The 20,354-nt window shown below is 71.3% G+C and carries 22 protein-coding genes and 3 tRNA genes; 15 read left to right on the top strand and 10 right to left on the bottom strand.

The features are described from left to right. Positions 1-194: 194 nt before the first annotated feature. The 3 genes from VHA72_RS01620 to VHA72_RS01630 all read left to right on the top strand — a co-directional run bounded on the left by VHA72_RS01620 (position 195) and on the right by VHA72_RS01630 (position 3,967). Positions 195-1,559, top strand: a complete 1,365-nt coding sequence (locus tag VHA72_RS01620) for a cytochrome ubiquinol oxidase subunit I (RefSeq protein WP_325572700.1) — start codon at positions 195-197, stop codon at positions 1,557-1,559. Further along, the gene (locus VHA72_RS01625; protein ID WP_325572701.1) at positions 1,556-2,563 is read left to right on the top strand and encodes a cytochrome d ubiquinol oxidase subunit II; all 1,008 of its coding nucleotides are present in this window, start codon (positions 1,556-1,558) and stop codon (positions 2,561-2,563) included. Before VHA72_RS01620 ends, VHA72_RS01625 begins: the two co-directional genes overlap by 4 nt. 180 nt (positions 2,564-2,743) lie before the next feature. Beyond that, positions 2,744-3,967 (top strand): IS481 family transposase, encoded by a 1,224-nt coding sequence (locus VHA72_RS01630; RefSeq protein ID WP_325572702.1) that lies wholly within the window; start codon positions 2,744-2,746, stop codon positions 3,965-3,967. Between the two features lie 39 nt (positions 3,968-4,006). Here the strand turns inward: VHA72_RS01630 and VHA72_RS01635 are convergent. Then, positions 4,007-4,080: transfer RNA gene (locus VHA72_RS01635), tRNA-Arg, on the bottom strand. A gap of 79 nt (positions 4,081-4,159) precedes the next feature. On the opposite strand from VHA72_RS01635, the gene VHA72_RS01640 reads away from it, so the two are divergent. Continuing rightward, positions 4,160-5,164, top strand: a complete 1,005-nt coding sequence (locus VHA72_RS01640; RefSeq protein WP_325572703.1) for a LuxR family transcriptional regulator — start codon at positions 4,160-4,162, stop codon at positions 5,162-5,164. A 77-nt stretch (positions 5,165-5,241) separates the two neighbouring features. On the opposite strand, the gene VHA72_RS01645 is transcribed toward VHA72_RS01640, so the two are convergent. From VHA72_RS01645 to VHA72_RS01655, 3 genes are all read right to left on the bottom strand, one after another. Further along, the gene (locus tag VHA72_RS01645; protein ID WP_325572704.1) at positions 5,242-5,370 is read right to left on the bottom strand and encodes a hypothetical protein; all 129 of its coding nucleotides are present in this window, start codon (positions 5,368-5,370) and stop codon (positions 5,242-5,244) included. Positions 5,371-5,576: 206 nt separating this feature from the next. Beyond that, positions 5,577-5,667: transfer RNA gene (locus VHA72_RS01650), tRNA-Ser, on the bottom strand. Positions 5,668-5,719: 52 nt separating this feature from the next. Further along, complete coding sequence (locus VHA72_RS01655; protein ID WP_325572705.1) at positions 5,720-6,169, bottom strand: hypothetical protein; 450 nt, start codon at positions 6,167-6,169, stop codon at positions 5,720-5,722. Positions 6,170-6,245: 76 nt separating this feature from the next. Between VHA72_RS01655 and VHA72_RS01660 the strand changes: the two genes are divergently transcribed. The 3 genes from VHA72_RS01660 to VHA72_RS01670 all read left to right on the top strand — a co-directional run bounded on the left by VHA72_RS01660 (position 6,246) and on the right by VHA72_RS01670 (position 7,493). Further along, positions 6,246-6,626 carry a hypothetical protein gene (locus tag VHA72_RS01660; protein WP_325572706.1) on the top strand — a complete coding sequence of 127 codons (381 nt, stop codon included), beginning with the start codon at positions 6,246-6,248 and terminating at the stop codon, positions 6,624-6,626. Positions 6,627-6,675: 49 nt separating this feature from the next. Next, positions 6,676-6,760, top strand: a tRNA-Ser gene (locus VHA72_RS01665). Between the two features lie 25 nt (positions 6,761-6,785). Next, a complete protein-coding gene (locus VHA72_RS01670; RefSeq protein ID WP_325572707.1) occupies positions 6,786-7,493 on the top strand; it encodes a YwaF family protein in 708 nt (235 codons plus the stop codon). On the opposite strand, the gene VHA72_RS01675 is transcribed toward VHA72_RS01670, so the two are convergent. The 3 genes from VHA72_RS01675 to VHA72_RS01685 are packed head-to-tail and all read right to left on the bottom strand — an operon-like array spanning position 7,483 to position 9,607. Continuing rightward, positions 7,483-7,713 (bottom strand): biotin/lipoyl-binding carrier protein, encoded by a 231-nt coding sequence (locus VHA72_RS01675; RefSeq protein WP_325572708.1) that lies wholly within the window; start codon positions 7,711-7,713, stop codon positions 7,483-7,485. The two genes, VHA72_RS01670 and VHA72_RS01675, sit on opposite strands and share 11 nt — an antisense overlap. A 41-nt stretch (positions 7,714-7,754) precedes the next feature. After that, positions 7,755-8,831 (bottom strand): hypothetical protein, encoded by a 1,077-nt coding sequence (locus tag VHA72_RS01680; protein WP_325572709.1) that lies wholly within the window; start codon positions 8,829-8,831, stop codon positions 7,755-7,757. An 11-nt stretch (positions 8,832-8,842) separates the two neighbouring features. Continuing rightward, positions 8,843-9,607, bottom strand: coding sequence for a carbon-nitrogen hydrolase family protein (locus tag VHA72_RS01685; RefSeq protein WP_325572710.1), 765 nt, complete (start codon positions 9,605-9,607; stop codon positions 8,843-8,845). Positions 9,608-9,624: 17 nt separating this feature from the next. On the opposite strand from VHA72_RS01685, the gene mobA reads away from it, so the two are divergent. The 3 genes from mobA to VHA72_RS01700 are packed head-to-tail and all read left to right on the top strand — an operon-like array spanning position 9,625 to position 11,807. Continuing rightward, the gene (mobA, locus tag VHA72_RS01690) at positions 9,625-10,188 is read left to right on the top strand and encodes a molybdenum cofactor guanylyltransferase (RefSeq protein WP_325572711.1); all 564 of its coding nucleotides are present in this window, start codon (positions 9,625-9,627) and stop codon (positions 10,186-10,188) included. A gap of 40 nt (positions 10,189-10,228) precedes the next feature. After that, positions 10,229-11,206, top strand: a complete 978-nt coding sequence (locus VHA72_RS01695; protein ID WP_325572712.1) for an NAD(P)H-quinone oxidoreductase — start codon at positions 10,229-10,231, stop codon at positions 11,204-11,206. Between the two features lie 46 nt (positions 11,207-11,252). Further along, positions 11,253-11,807 carry a bacterial proteasome activator family protein gene (locus VHA72_RS01700; protein WP_325572713.1) on the top strand — a complete coding sequence of 185 codons (555 nt, stop codon included), beginning with the start codon at positions 11,253-11,255 and terminating at the stop codon, positions 11,805-11,807. Here the strand turns inward: VHA72_RS01700 and chrA are convergent. Continuing rightward, the gene (chrA, locus tag VHA72_RS01705; RefSeq protein ID WP_325572714.1) at positions 11,798-12,913 is read right to left on the bottom strand and encodes a chromate efflux transporter; all 1,116 of its coding nucleotides are present in this window, start codon (positions 12,911-12,913) and stop codon (positions 11,798-11,800) included. The genes VHA72_RS01700 and chrA overlap by 10 nt on opposite strands. Before the next feature lie 44 nt (positions 12,914-12,957). On the opposite strand from chrA, the gene VHA72_RS01710 reads away from it, so the two are divergent. Further along, the gene (locus VHA72_RS01710) at positions 12,958-13,839 is read left to right on the top strand and encodes an alpha/beta fold hydrolase (protein ID WP_325572715.1); all 882 of its coding nucleotides are present in this window, start codon (positions 12,958-12,960) and stop codon (positions 13,837-13,839) included. Here the strand turns inward: VHA72_RS01710 and VHA72_RS01715 are convergent. Next, the gene (locus VHA72_RS01715) at positions 13,820-14,965 is read right to left on the bottom strand and encodes a zinc-binding dehydrogenase (protein ID WP_325572716.1); all 1,146 of its coding nucleotides are present in this window, start codon (positions 14,963-14,965) and stop codon (positions 13,820-13,822) included. The two genes, VHA72_RS01710 and VHA72_RS01715, sit on opposite strands and share 20 nt — an antisense overlap. Positions 14,966-15,041: 76 nt before the next feature. Here VHA72_RS01715 and VHA72_RS01720 point away from each other — a divergent pair, with 76 nt between their 5' ends. The 4 genes from VHA72_RS01720 (at position 15,042) to VHA72_RS01735 (ending at position 18,976) form a co-directional block, all read left to right on the top strand. Beyond that, positions 15,042-15,941 (top strand): metal-dependent hydrolase, encoded by a 900-nt coding sequence (locus tag VHA72_RS01720; RefSeq protein ID WP_325572717.1) that lies wholly within the window; start codon positions 15,042-15,044, stop codon positions 15,939-15,941. Then, positions 15,938-17,050 (top strand): PDR/VanB family oxidoreductase, encoded by a 1,113-nt coding sequence (locus VHA72_RS01725; RefSeq protein WP_325572718.1) that lies wholly within the window; start codon positions 15,938-15,940, stop codon positions 17,048-17,050. The genes VHA72_RS01720 and VHA72_RS01725 overlap by 4 nt, the downstream gene beginning before the upstream one ends. Positions 17,051-17,092: 42 nt before the next feature. Continuing rightward, a complete protein-coding gene (locus VHA72_RS01730; RefSeq protein WP_325572719.1) occupies positions 17,093-18,715 on the top strand; it encodes a long-chain fatty acid--CoA ligase in 1,623 nt (540 codons plus the stop codon). Between the two features lie 72 nt (positions 18,716-18,787). Then, complete coding sequence (locus VHA72_RS01735) at positions 18,788-18,976, top strand: hypothetical protein (protein WP_325572720.1); 189 nt, start codon at positions 18,788-18,790, stop codon at positions 18,974-18,976. Between the two features lie 16 nt (positions 18,977-18,992). Here VHA72_RS01735 and VHA72_RS01740 read toward each other — a convergent pair whose 3' ends face one another. Continuing rightward, complete coding sequence (locus VHA72_RS01740) at positions 18,993-20,306, bottom strand: cytochrome P450 (RefSeq protein ID WP_325572721.1); 1,314 nt, start codon at positions 20,304-20,306, stop codon at positions 18,993-18,995. Positions 20,307-20,354 lie beyond the last annotated feature (48 nt).

Here is a 20,354-nt window from a genome sequence, read left to right on the forward strand (position 1 = left end):
CAGGCGGCCCACCCCCGACGACCTCGCCGAATGGGCCGTGGCCGACGAGCTGATCTGGGGCGTGCCCGACACCGAACCCGCCGCCGTACTCGCCCATCTGGACAAGCTCGCGGCACGGCTCGGACTGCTGCCATAGGTGCACTGAGGACTCCGCGGGGTACCGAGGACTCACCGATCGAAGCTGGGAGTCGAGCGTGCTGACACTGGTCGCCGAGCCGGCCGGGCTGCTGCCCGCGCGCGAGCAGATGGCCCTGTCGCTGGGCTGGCACATCATCCTGGCCGCCTTCGGCGTCGCCTTCCCGGCCATGATCTTCGTGGTGCACCGCCGGGGCCTGCGCGGCGACGCTACCGCGCTGCGCCTGGCGAAGCGCTGGTCGAAGGTCGCCGCCGTGCTGTTCGCCATCGGCGCCGTCTCCGGCACGGTGCTCAGCTTCGAGATGGGGCTGCTGTGGCCCGGACTGATGGGCCGCTTCGGCGACGTACTCGGGCTGCCGTTCGCGTTCGAGGGGCTGTCGTTCTTCACCGAGGCGATCTTCCTGGGCATCTACCTCTACGGCTGGGACCGGCTCCCGCCCCGGCTGCACCTGTGGATGCTGGCGCCCATGATGGGTGCCGGCGTCTTCGGCAGCTACTGCGTCATCTCCGTCAACGCCTGGATGAACATGCCCACCGGCTTCACCCTCACCGCCGACGGGCGGGTGACCGACGTGCACCCCTGGCATGCGATGTTCAACCCACGGTCCTTCCTGCAGTTCGCCCACATGTGGCTGGGCGCCTACATGCTCGTCGGCTTCGTCGTCGCGGCGGTGTACGCCGCCGGGATGCTGCGCGGGCGCCGCGACGCCCACCACCGGCTCGGGCTGATGGTTCCGCTGACGTTCGCGTCGGTCGCCGCGATCATCCAGCCCGTGGTCGGCCACGTCCTCGGGATGGCGCTGGGTTCCATCCAGCCGGCCAAGCTGGCCGCCTTCGAGCTCGACACCACCACCGAGAACCCCGCCCCCCTGCATCTGGGCGGACTGCTGATCGACGGTCGGGCCGTGGGCTACCTGTCGATCCCGAAGTGGGGCTCGTTCATCGCGCGCGGCTCCTTCCACAAGCCGGTTCGCGGGCTCGACACCTTTCCGGCCTCCGACCTGCCGCCGGTCAACACCACCCACGTCGCCTTCCAGGCCATGGTCGGGATCGGCACCCTGGTGGCGGTGGCCGTGGTCGTCTTCTGGATCGCTCGCTGGCGCGGGCACGACCTGACCCGGCACCGCTGGGCGCTGGCCTGCCTGGTCGCGGCCGGCCCGATCGCCATCCTCGCCCTCGAGTGCGGCTGGGTGGCCACCGAGGTCGGTCGACAGCCCTGGACGGTCTACGGCATCCTGCGCACCGTGGACGCCGCCGGCGACAATCCCGGCCTGTGGTGGGTCTTCTCGGGGGTCGCGGTCGTCTACCTCGGCATGACCATCGGCGCCTACGTCGTACTCCGGTCCATGGCCCGGCGGTGGCGGGCCGGCGAGGAGGAGCTGCCCAGTCCCTACGGCCCCGACCGTGAGGAGGCGGCCCGGTGACCCTTCAGATCGCGGTCGCGGCCGCCCTGTTCGTCGGCGTCTTGGCCTATGCCCTCTTCGGCGGCGCCGACTTCGGCTCCGGGTTCTTCGACCTCACCGCCGGCGGTGCCGCCCGGGGCGCGGAGACCCGCAGCCTGGTCGACCACAGCATCGGCCCCGTCTGGGAGGCGAACCACGTCTGGCTGATCTTCTGCCTGGTCACCTGGTGGACGGGCTTCCCTGCCACCTTCGCCGCCGTCACGACCACGCTGTTCGTGCCCCTCGTCCTGGCCTTGGCCGGCATCGTGCTGCGCGGCGCCGCCTTCGCCTTCCGCAAGTACGCCCCCTCGATCGGCCAGGCCCGGTTGTACGGCGCCGTCTTCGCCGGCTCGTCCCTGATCACGCCGTTCTTCCTCGGCACCGTGGCCGGTGCGATCGCCTCGGGCCGCGTGCCCGCCGACGGGTACGGCGATCGGGTGACGTCCTGGCTCAACCCGACCTCCGTCTTCGGTGGCGTGATCGCGGTCGGCACCTGTGCCTTCCTCGCCGGGACCTTCCTGTGCGCCGACGCCGAGCGCACCGGGCATCGCGGCCTGGTCGCGACCCTGCGTCGCCGTACCCTCGCGGTGGGCGTCGTCACCGGCCTGATCGTGTTCGCCGCCCTCGTGCCCATCCAGCACGACGCGCCGACCCTGGCGCACGGACTCGAGCACCAGGCCGCCCCAGTCATCGTCGTCTCGGGCATCGCCGGGCTCGTCACGCTGGCGCTGCTGTGGCGGCACCGGTTCGCGGTCGCCCGGATCTTTGCGCTGATCGCCGTGGCCACCGTGATCTCGGGTTGGGGCATCGGTCAGTACCCGTGGCTGCTGGTGGACCAGGTCCGCATCAACGACGCCGCAGGCGCGCACGCCACCCTGGTCGGACTCCTCGTAGCGGTCGGCTGCGCGGCGCTGATCGTCCTGCCACCGTTGGCCGCGCTCTACTGGTTCACACAGGCCGCCCGCTTCAGGGAGGACGCGCACTGACCGCGGCCCACTCGGTCCCCGAGGGCGGCGGCCGGAACGACAGGAGCCCGTGCCTTCCGGCACGGGCTCCTGGTCTGCGCGGCTGTAGGTGTGTTCCTTCAGGACATCCCGGACTGATCTCGCAAGACATCCCGGACAGAGCAACCACGGTGTCATGACACCGGCGAGAAGCATGCGGGCATGTCGAAGGCCCGTTTGGTCATCACCGCCGTCGAGCTCGAGGGCCGCACCGTCGCCGACGTCGTCACCGACTACGGCGTCTCGAAGTCATGGGTCTATGAACTCCTCGCCCGCTACAAAGCCGAGGGGCAGGCCGCGTTCGAGCCCCGCTCCCGACGCCCACACACCAGCCCCACCGCGATCAGCCTCCGCACCATCGAGTTGATCATCGAGCTACGCAAGAAACTCACCGAAGCAGGCCTCGACGCCGGCCCCGACACCATCACCTGGCACCTCGAACACCACCACCAGATCAAGACCTCGGTCGCCACCATCTCCCGAACCCTGACCCGCCACGGCCTGGTCGAGCCGAGTCCGAAGAAACGACCCAAGAGCTCCTACATCCGCTTCCAGGCAGCCATGCCGAACGAGACCTGGCAATCGGACTTCACCCACTACCCACTGACCGACACCAAGACATTCCCCAAAGGAGTCGAGGTCATCACCTGGCTCGACGACCACTCCCGCTACGCCCTGCACGTCACCGCGCACCACCGCATCAACGGCCCCATCACCCTCGCGACCTTCCGCGAAGCCGCAGGCCAACACGGCTACCCAGCCTCAGTACTCACCGACAACGGCATGGTCTACACCACCCGGTTCTCAGGCGGACGCGGCGGCAGAAACGGCCTCGAATCCGAGCTACGCAGGCTCGACATCGTCCAGAAGAACACTCGGCCGAACCATCCGACCACCACCGGAAAAGTGGAACGGTTCCAACAGACCATGAAGAAGTGGCTCACCGCCCACTCACCCCAGCCGGCCACCATCGCCGGACTGCAGACACTCATCGACGCCTTCGTCGCGGAGTACAACCACCGCCGCCCGCACCGATCCCTGCCACACCGCTCAACCCCGGCGACCGCCTACACGGCACGGCCGAAAGCCACACCCAGCACCGACCGCAGCAGCGACGTCCACCACCGAGTGCTGCATGACAGCGTCGACAAGGACGGCAAGCTCAGCCTTCGGCTGAACGGCCGCATGCACCACACCGGCATAGGCGCCGAACACCGGCGAACCCCCGTCATCAAGATCGTCGACGACCTCCACGTCCGCGTCGTCAACGCCGCCACCGGAGAGCTCCTTCGCGAGCTCACCATCGACCCCACCCGCGACTACCAGCCACTAGGCCGACCACCCGGACCCAAACCCACAAAACACAGAAGGCCAGACCCCAGTTAGGGGCCCGGCCTGTCCGGTATCTCTTGCGAGATCACACTGCGCGGCTGTAGGGATTCGAACCCCAGACCTTCTGATCCGTAGTCAGATGCTCTATCCAGCTGAGCTACAGCCGCTTGTCCTCGCGGACTGAACGAGGATAGCGGACGCGGAATGCACAGCCCTAATCCAGGCCACTGTGGGATCATCGGCGCCGTGGTGGACGGGTCGGTCGATCGTGCGTTGCTGGAGGGGGCGGGCACCGAGCTCTACGGTGCCGCCGTCGCCGAGGGCGGCCTGGCCGCGAACGACCCGCGGATCCGGGCGCGCGGCAGTCACCGCGCGGCGTTCGACCTGTTGGTGTCTCTCGGGCTGCTCCATCACGACCCGGACGAGGACCGCTGGCTGCCCGACGACCCGAACACCGCGCAGGCGCGGGTGATCGCCCCGCTCAGCCTCGAGGGCGCCCGGCTGCTGGAGGAGTCGACCCGGCTCGCCCACGACTTCGCCGCGCTGGGGCAACTGTGGCGGCGCGGCGCGACCACGTTCAGCAGCGGGCCGTTCACCTACCTGCGCGGACCGGCCATCGCGCCCTACATCTTCGGGCTCGCGGCCGAGGCCACCGAGGAGGTCCTCACCGCCCAGCCGCAGACCGGACGCGACCTTGGCGGGGCGCTGAAGGAGACCGTCGAGTGGGAGCGGCGGCTGCTCGACCGCGGCGTCCGGGTGCGCACGCTCTACCAGCACGCGGCGCGACGGAGCACCGCCACGCAGCGGTACGCCGCCGCGGTCACCGAGCTCGGCGCCGAGGTCCGCACCCTGGACGAGTTCTTCAATCGGCTCATCGTCGTGGACCGCCGGATCGCGATCATCCCCAGCCCGGACGACCTCGGCGTGGCCCTCGCCGTGCGCGAGCCGACGGTGGTGGCCTATCTCGTCGACGTCTTCCACCGCTCCTGGGAGCGCGCCCGACCGTTCACCGCCACCGGCGACGACATCGCCAAGCGGATCGCCGGCGAGCAGCGCGCCATGACCATCCGGATGCTCATCGAGGGGCATGCCGACCCGGTGGCGGCCAAGCGGCTCGGCGTCAGCTCACGCACCTACGCCGCCTACGTGGCCGACCTGAAGGAGGAGTTCGAGGCGGATACCCGCTTCCAGCTCGGCTATCTGCTCGGCCGACGGAACATCACCGGGGAGACGACGCACGAAGGGCAGTGATCTGGCTGATCACTGCCCTTCTCGAAAGTACGGCGGCGGAAAGGTGGGGGAGGGGACTCCGGCCGCCGTCTCTGTAGCTAGCGCGCTGCCTTGTGGATGCTGTAACCCCAGGTCAGGTCGGCGTGTGCCGGCGCGGTGAACCCGACGACGCCGACGCCGATGGCAGCCGTGGCGACGACGATGGCGATCTTGCGGATCATGCTCATGAGAGACCGTCCTTGTCTCAGGCCCTGGCGGCCCAGTTTTCCTTGGTCCTAGTCTGCCTGCCGAGGCCGCCTGTGCGGGAGGGTCGCCTTGCCTCACTTTTGTGCAGTGCAAAAACGTGCAAGGTCAGCCTAGAAGCGACGACGCGGGGGCTGAACCGGCGCAATCGACACGAGGCCCGAGCCGTCCGGCTCGGGCCTCGTCGCTGCGGAGATGGAGGGATTTGAACCCTCGATGGGGTTGTAGCCCCAAACCCGCTTAGCAGGCGGGCGCCATAGACCTGACTAGGCGACATCTCCTCATCAGCCCGCACAGGTTACAAGGCCGTGCGGTGCCGCGCCCAATCTGGGGTCACTGCAGCGGCCGCACCCGCTGTCCGGCGCCGAGATGGCGCTGCATCTGCCGGACGAACTCCTCACGGTCGATCGCCAGCAGCGGGACCGGGATGGAGGTGGTGCCACCGTCGTGGAGGCGCAGGACCAGGCACGGGATGCCGCGGGTCGTGGTGGTGACCGCGTCCGCCACGTCGGTCCAGGCGGCCCGGCGTACGCCGGCGCCACGGACCAGCCGGACGGCGTACCCCTCCTCGCCGCAACGCACCACCCAGGCACGGCTGCGCAACCACCACGTGGCGCCGAGCACCACCAGGGCGCCCAGCAGCACGATCCCGATCACGATGTCGATCGACCCGTGCGCCACGGCGACCACGATCGTGGTCACGAAAGCGATCACGGCCAGCCCCACCAGCGCGAGTCCGAGGATCCGCGCGACCACGGCCGGCGCCAGGCGGTAGTACGTCATGTCCCGATTGTCCCCAATATCGCGCCGGATCCCGCATTCGCTTGTTCCTGGACGTGAGCCGGGTCACACTCGTGCCATGGCGACCCTCAGCTCCGGGATGGTGGAGGCCCTGCGCGGACTCGAGCAGGCGATCGTGCCGCCGCGCCCCGGGGTGCCGCTGGGCAACTGGCGCTGGTCGCTGCGGCAGCGGTTGGCCGCCGTACGCGACGCGCTGGTCGACGAGAACCCGACGGCCGCCGACGGCTGGCTCGCCGCGCGCGGCGGCCAGGCGTTCCGCGAACGAGGCCAGCTGATCGCCCGACTCGCAGAGCTGGCCGACACCGCGCTGGTCTCCCCCGACCCGGAGGCCCTGCGCCAGGACCTGCGTCGGCTGATCGGCGACATCGGCCGCCATGTGCAGCGGATCAACGACCTGGTGTACGACGCGGTCGAGCTCGAGCTGGGCGGGGAGGAGTGACCAGCCGACTCCCCTAGACTCCTCGGGTGTGCCCGGCTCGCCGGGCCCGGGAGGGGTGCCGGAGTGGCCGATCGGAACCGCCTTGAAAGCGGTCGTGGGGAGACCCACCGCGGGTTCGAATCCCGCCCCCTCTGCTGACGCGGCTGCCACCATGGAGGAGTGCATCCGCTCACGGATGACAGGTTCATCGTCTTCGGGCCGCAACACCTCCTCGTGCTGGGCCTCTTCGGGTTGGGGTGCCTCGCCGCCGCCCTCGCCGGCTCCCGGCTGCGGGCGCAGCCGCGCACCGAGGCCTGGGTGGGCCAGGTCGCGGGAGCGCTCATCCTCCTCGCATGCGGCCCCTTCGAGGTGTTCGACTGGCTGCACGCCGTCGGGCACTGGCGTACGGCGCTCCCGGTGCAGATCTGCGACTTCGGCTGGCTGGTCGCCGGCGTCGCGCTCACCACGCGGTCCCGCACCTGGTCGGCGCTGCTCTACTACTGGGGCCTGACGCTGTGCGTCCAGGGCGTGCTCACCCCCGACCTGGACCATGTCTTCCCGCAGGTGCAGTTCTTCGGCTACTGGCTCCGCCATCTGGCACCGCCCTGGGCGGCGGTGTATCTGGTCGGCGCGCGGGTAGGACCGTCGTGGCGCGACTACCGGGTCGTCGTGGCCGTGACGGTGGTGGTGACAGGCCTGGCGATGGTGCTCAACCGGGCCTTGGGCAGCAACTACGACTACCTCAACGCCAAACCGGTGACGCACTCGGCGCTGGACCTGCTCGGCCCCTGGCCGTGGTACGTGGGCGGCGAGGTGGTGCTGATCGCCGGCTTCTGGGCGCTGATCACCTGGCCGTGGAACCGGCGCCGACCCGCTGTCAGCCGTTGAGCTCGACCAGCACGTCGCCCTCCTGGACGACGTCGCCGGGGGCCACCTTGACGGCGCTCACCACGCCCGCCGTCTCGGCGAGGACGGGAATCTCCATCTTCATCGACTCCAACAGGACGACGATGTCGCCGGCCGCCACCGTGTCGCCGGCCGCCACGCTCACGCTCAGCACGTTGGCGACCATCTCGGCGGTGATGCTGCTGGCGGTCTGACGAGGCATGCCGCGAGGCTATGCCCTACCTCTCGGTAAAGCACGTCGGGCTAGAGCAGTGCCTGGGTGCGCGCCGGCTCGGGGCGTACGGCGGCCGCCTCCTCCGCCTCGCGCGCCGCCCGCCGGCCCGGGCCCGTGGCCGGCCGGTCGGCTCGCGCGACCCGGGTGCCGCGGGCGGGCGAGCCGGTGAGATACAGATCGATGCGGATGACGACGTACCCGATGACGAGGCCCACCACGACGCTGTAGCCGGCGGTGACCAGGGCCTCCCCGACCGACACCTCCGGGTTGCCGAGCGTGGCAGCGATGGGCGCGGTCGCGGCCACCCCGAACGCGCAAACCCACCAGCCCTGGCGGCGACGGGCGCGCATGTGGGTGCCCCAGACCAGGGCGGGTACGCCGAGGAACGCCTCGATCGGACGCGGGTAGCCGCCCAGGTGATGCCGGCACCAGCGCACCCCGTCGAACAGCGACCGGACCAGCCCCGGGGTGCCGTAGCGCCGAATCAGCTCCGCGTAGAGCAGCGTCGCGGCGAGGATGACCGCGCCCAGCGCCACCGTGACGACGCCTCGTCGGCCGAGCCCGTGCAGGCCCGCGCCGAGCCGGTAGACCAGGACGAAGACGCCGACCAGGGCGAGCAGCAGCACGGCGTACTGGTAGCGGCTGACCACCACGACCGGGTCGAACCCGATCGCCGCCAGCGACCCGACCGCGGCGACCACGACCGCGGTCAGGCACTCCCGCACCGCGCGGGTGAAGCGCACCGCCGGGGTCGTGCCCATCACGCCCAGCACCGCGCCGGTGGCGGCGACCATGACGGCGGCCCCGGTGCGCAGCTGGTCCCGGTCGAGCACGGCGACGCCGACCCCGACGACCAGGGTCAGCAGGCTGTAGACGATCGGCCGACCGCCCGTGCGGGCGGCCAGTCCATAGACGTAGGCGGTGCCGATGGTCACGCCGCCGACCCGGGCGAGCACGTCCGGCCCGATCCCGAACGCCGCCAGCAGCAGGCAGCCGAGGCCGAGAGCCACGACCACGCTCCAGACGACGGTCCGCTGGCGTCGGCCGAACCGGCGCCGCCCGGTCTCCGGCTCCGCGACACGGCGGCGCGAGGCGGAGCGGGACATGGGACCGAAGGTTACAGGCGGCGGTTGGCCAGCGACGGGTTGAGGGCGCGGGCCTCGTCCAGCCGCTCGCGGCCGATGGTGGCGCTCACCGTCTCGGCCCCGTCGCCGGCCTCGACCAGGACGTCGCCGAGCGGGTCGACCACCATCGAGTGGCCGCAGTAGCGGGGCGCGGGCTGGGCCGCCGCGGCGACGTACACGGTGTTCTCGATGGCGCGCGCCCGCAGCAGCGTGCGCCAGTGGTCGACCTTGCGCTGGCCCGCGACCCAGGCGGCGGGTACGACGATCAGCTCGGCGCCGGCGTCGACCAGTGCCCGGGCGAGCTCGGGGAAGCGCAGGTCGTAACAGGTCATCAGCCCGATCGGGACGCCGCCGATGTCGACGACGACGGGGGTCGGTGCCCCACCGGTCAGCGCCTCGGACTCGCGGTAGCCGAACGAGTCGTAGAGGTGGATCTTGCGGTAGCTCGCCTCCACCGCGCCCCGCACCACCAGGGTGTTGAAGGGCAGATCGTCGGTGCGCTCGAACATGCCCGCCACGATCGTGGTGCCACGCTGCGCCGCGACCCGGCCGACCTCGGTGGCGAACGGGCCGTCGAGGGGCTCGGCGTACTCCCGCACGTCGGAGCCGGCCTTGCCGAAGTCGCGGGCGAAGACCTCCGGGAAGACGACCAGATCCGCGCCGGTCGGCGTCAGCGGCTCCAGTCGGGCCCGGTTCTCGGCCGGGTCGAGAGTGGCGGCCTCCTGCACCAGGGCGATGTCGAGGGTGCTCCAGGTCATGGTCCCAGAGTGTCAGGATGTGCCTCGTGCTGGAACCGTGGGCGGCCATCATCCTCGCCGGCGGCCGTGGGTCGCGGCTGGGCGGCGTGGACAAGGCCGGCATCGAACTGGGCGGGCGGACACTGCTGGAGTGGGCGCTCGACGCGGTCATCGACGCGCGTGAGGTGGTCGTGGTCGGGACGCCGGTGCCGACGGAGCGGCCGGTCACGTTCGTGCGCGAGAACCCGCGCTACGGCGGCCCGGTGGCCGGGATGCTCACCGGGCTGGACGCACTGCAGCGGATGCCGGCGTACGTCGGGGTGGTGGCCGTCGACATGCCGCACCTGAACCACGGCACCTGGCGGCGGCTGCTGGACGCCGCCGCCGGCACCGACGGCGCCCGACTGGTCGGGCCGGACGGGCATTGGCAGCTCGCGCTGGCGCTGGCTACCGCGCGGCTGCAGCAGGTGCGGCCCGACTACGAGGGCCAGCACGACCATCCGCTCAAGGCGCTGCTCGCCCAGCTCGACCTCACCCCGGTGCTGGCGCAGGGCCGCGAGCACGAGGACATCGACACCTGGGAGGACCTGCGCGACTCCTGACGCCTGCCATGACTGACCCGAGCCTGTCTAGGGTGGGGTCATGCGCGCTGTCGTCGCCGCCGAGCCGGGTGGCCCCGAGGTCCTCTCCCTCAGCACGGTCACCGACCCCGTGCCGGCCGCGGGCGAGGTGCTGATCCGTGTCGCCGCCGCGGGGCTCAACCGGGCCGATCTGCTGCAGCGGCAGGGCCATTACCCACCTCCGCCGGGGGCCTCCGACATCCTCGGCATGGAGGTCAGCGGCACCGTCGCCGCGCTCGGCCCGGACGTCACCGGCTGGCAGGTCGGGGACGAGGTGTGCGCGCTGCTGGCCGGAGGCGGGTACGCCGAGCTGGTCGCCGTACCCGCCGGGCAGGTGATGCCCGTCCCGGCCGGCGTCTCCCTGGTCGAGGCGGCCGCGCTCCCCGAGGTGGCCTGCACGGTGTGGTCCAACGTCTTCATGGTGGGTGCGCTGCAGACCACCGAGTCGTTTCTCGTGCACGGCGGCGCGGGCGGCATCGGTAGCTTCGCGATCCAGCTCGCCCATGCGCTCGGGTCGCGGGTCTTCACCACGGCCGGTACGCCGGAGAAGCGCGCGCTGTGCTCGGCCCTCGGCGCGGACGTGGTGATCGACTACCGCGAGGAGTCCTTCGCCGATGTCGTGGCCGACCAGACCGAGGGACGCGGCGTCGACGTCATCTTGGACAACATGGGCGCCAAGTACCTGGCCGCCAACGTGGAGGCACTCGCCGACCAGGGCCGGCTGGTCATCATCGGGCTCCAGGGCGGCACCCGCGCCGAGCTCGACATCAACGCGCTGATGCGCAAGCGGGGCGCCATCATCGGCACCACCCTGCGAACCCGCTCGGTCGCCGGCAAGTCGGCCATCTGCGCCTCGGTCGTCGAGCACGTCTGGCCGCTGGTCGCCTCGGGAGCGATCAAGCCGGTCATCGACGCCGTACTCCCCCTCGACCAGGCCGTCGAGGCGCACCGGCGGATGCAGGCCGGCGAGCACAGCGGGAAGCTGCTGTTGGCGCTCTGAGGCACCTCGGACCGAGCATGCAGGCCCGCTCGCTAGGCTGGCCAGCATGACCGAAGAGCAGCAGGTGATGGTGATCGGTCCCGACGGGCAGCCGGTCGCGGTGAGCGTTCCCGAGCAGTCCGAGGAGGACCGCGACATCACCGATCTCGTCGAGCAGCCGGCCAAGGTGATGCGGATCGGGTCGATGATCCGCCAGCTCCTCGAGGAGGTGAAGGCCGCCCCGCTGGACGAGGCCTCGCGCAACCGGCTCCGTGAGATCCACCAGTCGTCGATCAAGGAGCTGGAGTCGGGCCTGGCGCCCGAGCTGGTCGAGGAGCTGGAGCGGCTCAGCCTGCCGTTCAACGAGGAGCACACCCCCTCCGAGAGCGAGCTGCGGATCGCGCAGGCCCAGCTGGTCGGCTGGCTGGAGGGGCTCTTCCACGGCATCCAGACGGCGATCTACGCCCAGCAGGTCGCGGCCCGGGCGCAGTTCGAGCAGATCCGGCGCGGGCTTCCGCAGGGGATGGGCGCGCCGCATCCGCAGCAGTCCCAGCAGCCCGGCCAACCCCAACGCCAGGGCCAGGACGACGAGCACCCGGGCAGCAGCGGCCTCTACCTGTAGAGCAACACGCCGACCGCGGCGGCCAGCAGCAGCGTCGTCACCACGCCCCGGCGCAGTACGAGCAGCAGCACCAGCGCGCCGGCGAGCACGCCGTACTGCCACGACAGCGTCAGCGCCCGGGCGAGCGTGATCGACGACCCCAGGATCGCCCCGATCGCGGCCGGACCGGCGCCGTCGAGCAGCGCCCGGGCGGGCGGGTAGCCGCGGATCGCGTCGAAGTGGCGACCGCCGAGGATCACGAAGAGGTACGACGGCACGAACGCCAGCACGTCGGCGAGCAGCGCACCGCCCAGCCCGGCCGCGGCGTACCCGACGACGCCGACGGTGTGCGTGACCGGACCGGGCGTGACCTGGCCAAGTGCGACCGCGTTGAGGAACTGCGCGCCGCTCATCCAGTGGTGGTGCGACACCGCGTCGGACTGCATCAGCGGGATCACCACGAAGCCGCCGCCGTAGGACAGCGCGCCGACCTTGAGGCCGGTCCACGCCACGCTCACCAGCGTGCCCGCGACGCCCGAGCCGATCAGTCCGGGAAAGAGTGCCAGTGCCGGCACCCCGAGTCGCCGCGGCGGGTGCTGCGCGATCATCTCCGCCAGCCCGCAGCCGAGCAGCACCAGCACGACCCATCCGCCCACGAGCGGCGTGGCGACCAGGGCGAGCACCAGGTAGCAGACCCAACGGGTAGGCGAGGCCGCCCGCGCCCACGACGAGGGCACCAGCGACCAGCCCGCGTCGACCGCCACGGCGGCGACCGCCGCACCACCGCCAGCGCCCGCGCCGAGCACCCCCAGCGGCGGCGTCCCGGAGAGGAAGAGCACCGCGAGCAGCACGATGACGACGCCACCCGGGGCGATGAAGGCGGTTCCGCCGACCAGCGCTCCAGGCGTGCCGGCCACCCGCCACGCGGTGTAGATCGACATCTGCGTCGATGACGGCCCGGGCAGCAGGTTGCAGGTCGCGACGGCGTCCTCGAACTCCTCCGCGGAGACCCAGCCGCGTCGCTCCACGGTGAGCTGGCGCAGCAGCCGGATGTGCGCCGGCGGGCCGCCGAAGCCGAGCAGGCCGATACGTCCCCACTCGCGGAGCACGGTGCGCAGCCGGACCATGGTCGCGCACCCTAGTGGCCGCCGATGAACGGTAGGTTCGGCCCGTGAACCAGATCCGCACCCGCACCGTGCGCAGCACCGACGGCCTCGACCTGGCGGTCTACGAGCAGGGGCCCGAGGGCGCCGAGACGATCGTGCTGGTGCACGGTTATCCCGACAACCACACGGTCTGGGACGGCGTCGCGGACCTGCTCGCGGCGGACTTCCACGTCGTGCGGTACGACGTGCGCGGGCACGGGGCCAGCGAGGCCCCGACCACCACCAGCGGCTACGCGCTGCCGCTGCTGTCGCAGGACCTGCGCTCGGTGATCGAGGCGACCAGCCCGGATGCGCCCGTGCATCTGGTCGCCCACGACTGGGGCTCCATCCAGTCCTGGGAGTCGGTGCTCGACCCGGCGTTCACGCCACTGCTGCGCTCCTACGTGAGCATCTCCGGCCCGAGCCTGGACGCGGCCGGGGTGTGGCTGCGCCGCGGCTTCCGCCACCCCCGCGCGATGCTCAGGCAGCTGGCCGCGTCCTACTACGTGTTCGCGTTCCAGCTGCCCTTCCTGCCCGAGGCGGCGGCCCGCTCGGGTGTGCTGGACAAGGCCGTCAACCACAGCGCCAACATCGGCGTCACCGACCCGGCCCACCGCACCCACGAGCGACGGCCCGAGCACGACCTGGTCAACGGGATCGAGCTCTACCGGGCCAACTTCCTGCCCCGGATGCTGCGGCCGCGGCTGCGCACCTCGACGGTGCCGACGCTGGTGCTCGCGCCACGCCAGGACGCCCATGTCACCGTCGAGCTGCAGACGCAGGCGCCGGCGCCGTACCTGACCGACTACCGGTTCGAGGAGATCGACGGCAACCACTGGGTGGTGGCCCAGGAGCCGGTGCTCGTCGCCGGCAAGATCGTGGCCTTCCTCAGCGAGTCGGGTCGATGAGGATCTTGGCGTGCTCCTCGGGGCGCCCCAGCGCCTCGAAGGCACCCGCCACCCCGTCGAGGCCCACCGTGCCCGTGTGCAGCGGCGAGGGGTCGACGGCGCCGGACGCGATCATCTGCAGCGTGGTCTGGAACTCCTCCGGGTCGTAGCCGTAGACGAACCGGATCTCCACCTCCTTGATGATCGCCCGCGCCGGCATGAAGCTGTCCTGCTCCATGCACACGCCGACCACCACCACCCGCGACATCAGCGGGACCTCCTTGACAATGCCCTCGAGCATCCCGGGCACGCCGACGCACTCGAAGACCACCGGCCCGCTCGGCCCCTGCCCCAGCGAGTCGGCCAGCCGCATCAGCCGGCCCCAGGGCAGCAGTGGCACCCGGCGCAGCGCGCCGACGGCGTCGATCCCGAAGCTGGCGTACTCCGCCGGACCGCCGACCGGGCCCTTCTGCCGGTAGGAGCGGTACGGCGACTCCTCGCGCGGATCCACCACCACGTCGGCGCCGCACCGGGCGGCCAGTGCCCGGCGTGCCGCGGAGAGGTCGGAGGCGATCACCTTCCTCACCCCGGCCGCCTTCAGCATCAGGACGACCGCCAGCCCGATCGGGCCGCAGCCGATCACGATGGCGGGCCGGCCCTTGGCGACCTGGGCACGGCGCACGGCGTGCCAGGCGACGGCGAGCGGCTCGGTGAACGCCGCCTTGTCCTCGGCGACACCGTCCGGGACCGGGAACGTGAACGCCTCCTGGGCCACCACCTGCTCGGCCATGCCGCCGGACGCGGCCTCGTCGAAGCCGACCATGCGAACGGTGCCCTCGCGGCGCACCACCGGCATCGTGACCACCAGCTGGCCGGGCCTCCACGCCCGGCGGGTGCCGGCGCCGTACTCCCGGACCCGGCCGAGGATCTCGTGACCCAGCACGACCCGGTGCTGGGGGCGCATCAGCGTGGGCACGTCCATCTCGGCGCCGATGTCGGCGAGCTGGTCACTGTGGGTGCGGGCATGCAGGTCGGAGCCGCAGATGCCGCAGCGCACGACGTCGAGCAGCAGCTGGCCCTGACCGGGCGACGGGGCGGGCACCTCCGCGACGGAGAGCTCACCCTGGTGACAGACGACGGCCTTCATGGAGGCCAACCTACTCCGCAGTAGCAGTTGGGCGGGATCGCTCGCGCGGGTCACATTCCGGCGGTATGTTGGCGTCGTGCTCAGCAAGATGACAGCCGTGCCCACCAAGGTGGCCCTGCATGCCCGCAACGTCGCCTTCGAGTGGACCGGTCTGCCGCTGGCGTGGATCCCGGGCGAGGTCTTCTCCTCGCACCTGATCAACGTGCTCCACCTGCTGCTGCCCGAGGGCGAGCGCTGGTTCGTGAAGGTCTTCTCCGAGGCGCTGCCACTCATCGAGGACGAACAGCTGCGCGAGGACGTCATCGGCTTCATCGGTCAGGAGGGCGTACACGCGGCCTCGCACCAGGGCGTCTTGAACTACTTCGACGAGCACGGCCTGGACACCCGGGAGTACGTCGCCCAGGTGGCCGCGCTGTTCCAACGCATCCTCGGCGACCGCGGCCTGGAGGGGAAGGCCAAGGAGGAGTGGCTGGTGATGCGCGTCAGCGTCGTCGCCGCCATCGAGCACCTCACCGCCGTGCTGGGCAACTGGGTGCTCAACAGCCCGGCGCTCGACGCGGCCGGTGCGGACGAGACGATGCTCGACCTGCTGCGCTGGCACGGCGCCGAGGAGGTCGAACACCGTGCGGTCGCCTACGACGTCTTCTGTCACCTCGACGGCCGCTACTCCCGCCGCATCCTGGCCTACGGCGTGGGTGGCCCCGCGCTGATCTGGATGTGGATCCAGGGCGTCCGCTATCTGATGGAGCACGACACCGTGAACGGCCCCGCCAAGCCGCGCGTCCGCGACTGGCTGAGGGCCAGCGCCAAGGGCATGGTGCCCGGTCCGCGGCTGCTCGCCACCTCCTCGCTGAAGTATTTCTCCCCGCTCTACCACCCCGCCAAGGAGGGCGACACCTCCCAGGCGGTCGCCTACCTCGCGAAGTCGCCGGCCGCCCGCCGCGCGGACGCGCTGGCCGGAACCGACGTGTCGTGACCACCTCGAACCTGCCCGGGACCCCGTTCGTGCGGGTCCCGCCGGCGGAGCGGCTCAACGGCACCATGGCCGCGCTCGACAGCATCGTCGACCACCTCTTCATCCCGCTGGCGAAGAGCACCTGGGCGACGCGTCGCCCCGCCGGCCACGTCGATCGCGACCTGCCCGTCACCGTCAGCGATGTCCACGACGTCGCCGAGGGTGTCCGGGCGATCACGTTCCGCCACCAGGACGGCGAGCGGCTGCCGCCGTGGTTCCCCGGCGCCCACGTCGACGTCGTGCTGCCCTCGGGGCGGATGCGGCAGTACAGCCTCAACGGCCGCCGCGACGACCAGCACCACTACCGCGTCGCCGTACGCGCGATCCCACTCGAGCAGGGCGGTGGCGGTGGCTCGCTCGAGATGCACGGGCTCGAGATCGGCCAGCGGGTGACCCTCAAGGGCCCGCGCAACGCGTTCCCGTTCATCTTCAACGAGGCGGGCTACCTCTTCGTCGCCGGCGGCATCGGCATCACGCCGATCCTGCCCATGCTGCGCCGGACGGCGCGGCTCGACCGGGTCCCGTGGACGCTGGTCTACACCGGCCGCAGCCGAGCCTCGATGCCGTTCATCGACGAGATCACCGAGATCACGGCGGCCCACCCCGACCGGGTGCACATCTGGCCCGACGACGAGCGGGGGATGCCGAAGGCGCAGGAGATCGTCGACCTCGCTCCGCCAGGCGCGATGCTCTTCACCTGCGGCCCTGCCCCGATGATCGAGGCGTTGCGGGCGATCATCCCCGCGCCGCGGATCGACTCCCTGCACTTCGAGCGGTTCTCGCCGCCGCCGGTGCGCGGGGGTACGCCGTTCCTGCTCAGCCTGGCCCGCGCCGGTCTCGAGGTCGAGGTCGGCGCCACCGAGTCCGCACTCAGCGCGGTGCGGCGGGTGCGGCCCGAGCAGGCCTACTCCTGCCAGCAGGGGTTCTGCGGTACCTGCAAGGTGCGGGTGCTGGAGGGCACCGTCGAGCATCACGACCACGTCCTGGCGCCGTACGAGCGCGATGGCCACATGATGCTGTGCGTCTCGCGCGCCACCGAGGAGAACGGGCGGCTGGTCCTCGACCTGTGAGTCTCCTTGTGACCCGGACCACATACCGTCAGGATGTGTTCCATGCAGGGACTGATGCAGGACGCACCGCTGACCATCACCTCCATCCTCGACCGCGGTGAGCGGGTCTTCCCGACCCGCGAGATCGTCACCCGCACCGCCACCGGCATCGAGCGGGCGACCTTCGCCGACCTCGCGGTGGAGGTACGACGCCAGGCCAGCGCGCTCGACGCGCTCGGCATCAGCCCCGACGGGCGGGTGGCATCGTTCGCGTGGAACACCTTCCGCCACCTGGCGCTCTACTACTCGGTCCCCTGCACCGGCCGCGTGCTGCACACCGGCAACATCCGCTACTTCCCCGAGCAGCTCGTCTACACCCTCGAGCACGCCGAGGACGAGGCCGTCTTCGTGGACCGCTCGCTGCTCGGGCTGCTCGGGCCGCTGCTGCCCCAGCTGACCACGCTCAAGCACGTCGTGGTGATGGACGACGGCGCACCGACACCGCTGCCCGACGACCCGCGGGTGGTGTCCTACGCCGAGCTGATGACCGGCGCACAGGAGACCGACCTGACCGGGCTGGTCACCGACGAGCGTCAGGCGGCCGGGATCTGCTACACCTCCGGCACCACGGGCAACCCCAAGGGCGTGGTCTACTCCCACCGCTCCAACTGGCTGCATGCCATCGCCTCGCTGACCTCCAGCGTGTTCGGGATGACCGACCGCGACCGGGTGCTGCCGGTGGTTCCCCTCTTCCATGCCAACGGGTGGGGCTACGCCCACTCCCCGATCATGGGCGGCGCGTCGCTGGTCATGCCCGGCCCGGACCTGTCGCCACAGGGCATCGTCGACCTGATGGCGGCGGAGAAGGTCACCGTCGCGGCCGGCGTGCCGACGATCTGGATGGGGGTCGCGCCGCTGCTCAAGGAGCACGACGTGTCCGCACTGCGGGCGGTGATCTGCGGTGGCTCCGCCGTACCGAAGGCCCTTTCGGAGGCCTGGCGCGACGCGATCGGCGTGCCCATCACGCAGGCATGGGGCATGACCGAGATGTCGCCGCTGGGCAGCGTGGCGTCGCTGCGCGCCGAGATCACCACGCGCGAGGAGGAGGTCGACACCCTCGCGACGGCCGGTCTGATCGCGCCCGGCGTGCAGGCTCGGATCGTCGATGCGGTCAGCCGCGAGGAGCTGCCCTGGGACGGCGAGACCAGCGGCGACCTGGAGGTGGCCGGCCCGTGGATCGCCCGGCAGTACTACAAGACCGACGAGCCCGGCGACTCCTTCAGCCCGGACGGCTGGCTGCGCACCGGCGACGTCGCCGCGATCACGCCGCTGGGATACATCCGGATCGTCGACCGGACCAAGGACCTGGTGAAGTCGGGCGGCGAGTGGATCAGCTCGGTCGCCCTGGAGAACCAGATCATGGGGCACCCGGCGGTCAAGGAGGCCGCCGTGATCGCGATGCCGCACCCGAAGTGGGGCGAGCGGCCGCTGGCCTGCGTGGTGGTGCGCGAGGGCGCCACGCTGACCCGCGAGGAGCTGCTCGGCTGGCTGGGCGAGCGGCTGGGCAAGTGGCAGGTGCCCGACGACGTGGTCTTCATCGACGAGGTGCCCAAGACCAGCGTCGGCAAGTTCTCCAAGAAGACCCTGCGCGAGCAGTACGCCGGGCACGTCCTGCCGACGGTCTGACCGCTTCCGCGTCATGGGTCCGGCGCGGGCCCGTCTCCTGGTCGTCTCGGGATACCGACCAGGAGGATCAGCATGTCCGTCGTCAAGCCGGTGGCCCGGCACCGGGCCGCCGCGGTGCCCGACCGCACTCCCGCCCGCGCCGCCGGACGACCGCAGCATCGCGGCAGGCTCATCCCGATGTCGATGGTGACCGGGCTGGTCGGCGCCGCGGCCGTGTTGCTCGCGCTGGCGGTGGTCCTGGTCGGCGTCCTCAGCCGCTGAGCCGGCGCCGGAGGGCTCAGCCGCGCAGCTGCGCGGGGAGCCGCTCGAAGCCGCGCAGGATGCGGGTCGGACGCCGCTCGGCGCCTGGCGTCAGCCGGACGTCGGGGAAGCGCTCGAAGAACATCCGCAGGCCGACCTCGCCCTCCATCCGGGCGAGTTGGGCGCCCAGGCAGTAGTGCCGTCCCGCGGAGAACGAGATGTGGTCGCGGGCGTTCTCCCGGGTGATGTCGAAGGTGTTGGGGTCCACGAAGACCTTCGGGTCGCGGTTGGCGCCGGCCAGCACGGTGCTGACGATGGAGCCCTCGTGCACCCGCTGGCCCGCCACCTCGGTGTCGCGGGCGGCCACCCGACCGGTGAGCAGCACCGGCGGGTCGAAGCGCAGCACCTCGTCGACGGTGTTGGCCCACAGCTGTGGGCGATCGCGCAGTAGGGCGCGCTGGTCGGGGTGCTCGTACAGCAGCGCGATGCCGTTGCCGAGCAGGTTGACGGTGGTCTCGAAGCCGGCCGCGAGCACCAGGCCAGCGGTCGCCTTCAGCTCCCGCGGAGTCAGCCCGACGCCGTCCTCCTGGGCCGCGACCAGCTCGCTGAGCAGGTTGTCGCCGGGCTCGCGGCGCAGCTTCTCCAGGTGGGCGGTGAGCCAGCCGTCGAACTGCCGCAGCCCCGCCTCGACCTGCCGGAACGTCGACCAGTCCAGGCCCATGTCCAGGCTGGGGGCGGCCGCCGTACCGAACTCGAGCACCTTGGCCCGGTCCGCCAGCGGTACGCCGAGGATCTCCGCGATCACCGTGACCGGCAACAGGCCGCAGTAGGAGGCGACCAGGTCGACCTCGGAGTCGGCCTGCTTCTCCAGGTCATCGAGCAGCCCGGCGGCGATCTCCTCGGTGCGGCTCTGCAGCCGATGCACCGCCTTGGCGGTGAAGACCCGGGTGACGAGCTTGCGGTAGCGGGTGTGGTCCGGCGGCTCGGTGACCAGCAGGGACGGCGGCTCGACCGGGCTGAGCACGTCGGCGGCCGACCACTGGGCGAGCCGGTTGATCATCCCGCTGCCGCCCATCGCGATGCCGGTGCGGAAGTCGTTGCTGGTCAGCACCTCCCGCACCACCGCGTGGTCCACGGTGACGTAGGCGATCCGGGTGCGCACCAGCGGCCCCCGGGCACGGACCTCCTCCAGCATGGAGAGGATCTCGAAGGTGTGCCTCCCCCCGGCGGCGTCGGCCACGAGCCGGCCCTGCACGTCGCCTCGTCGGGCGGCGGCGCGGAGCAGGACGCGGGGCAGCCCGTGGTTGACGCCCCATCGCACGACCGGCTTGGCGGGATCCAGCAGCGGCATCGCATCCTCCTTGGCTGGTACGTCGGCGTACCACTGGTACCAGAACGT

The sequence above is a fragment of the Nocardioides sp. genome (assembly GCF_035547795.1).
Classification (GTDB): Bacteria; Actinomycetota; Actinomycetes; order Propionibacteriales; family Nocardioidaceae; genus Nocardioides.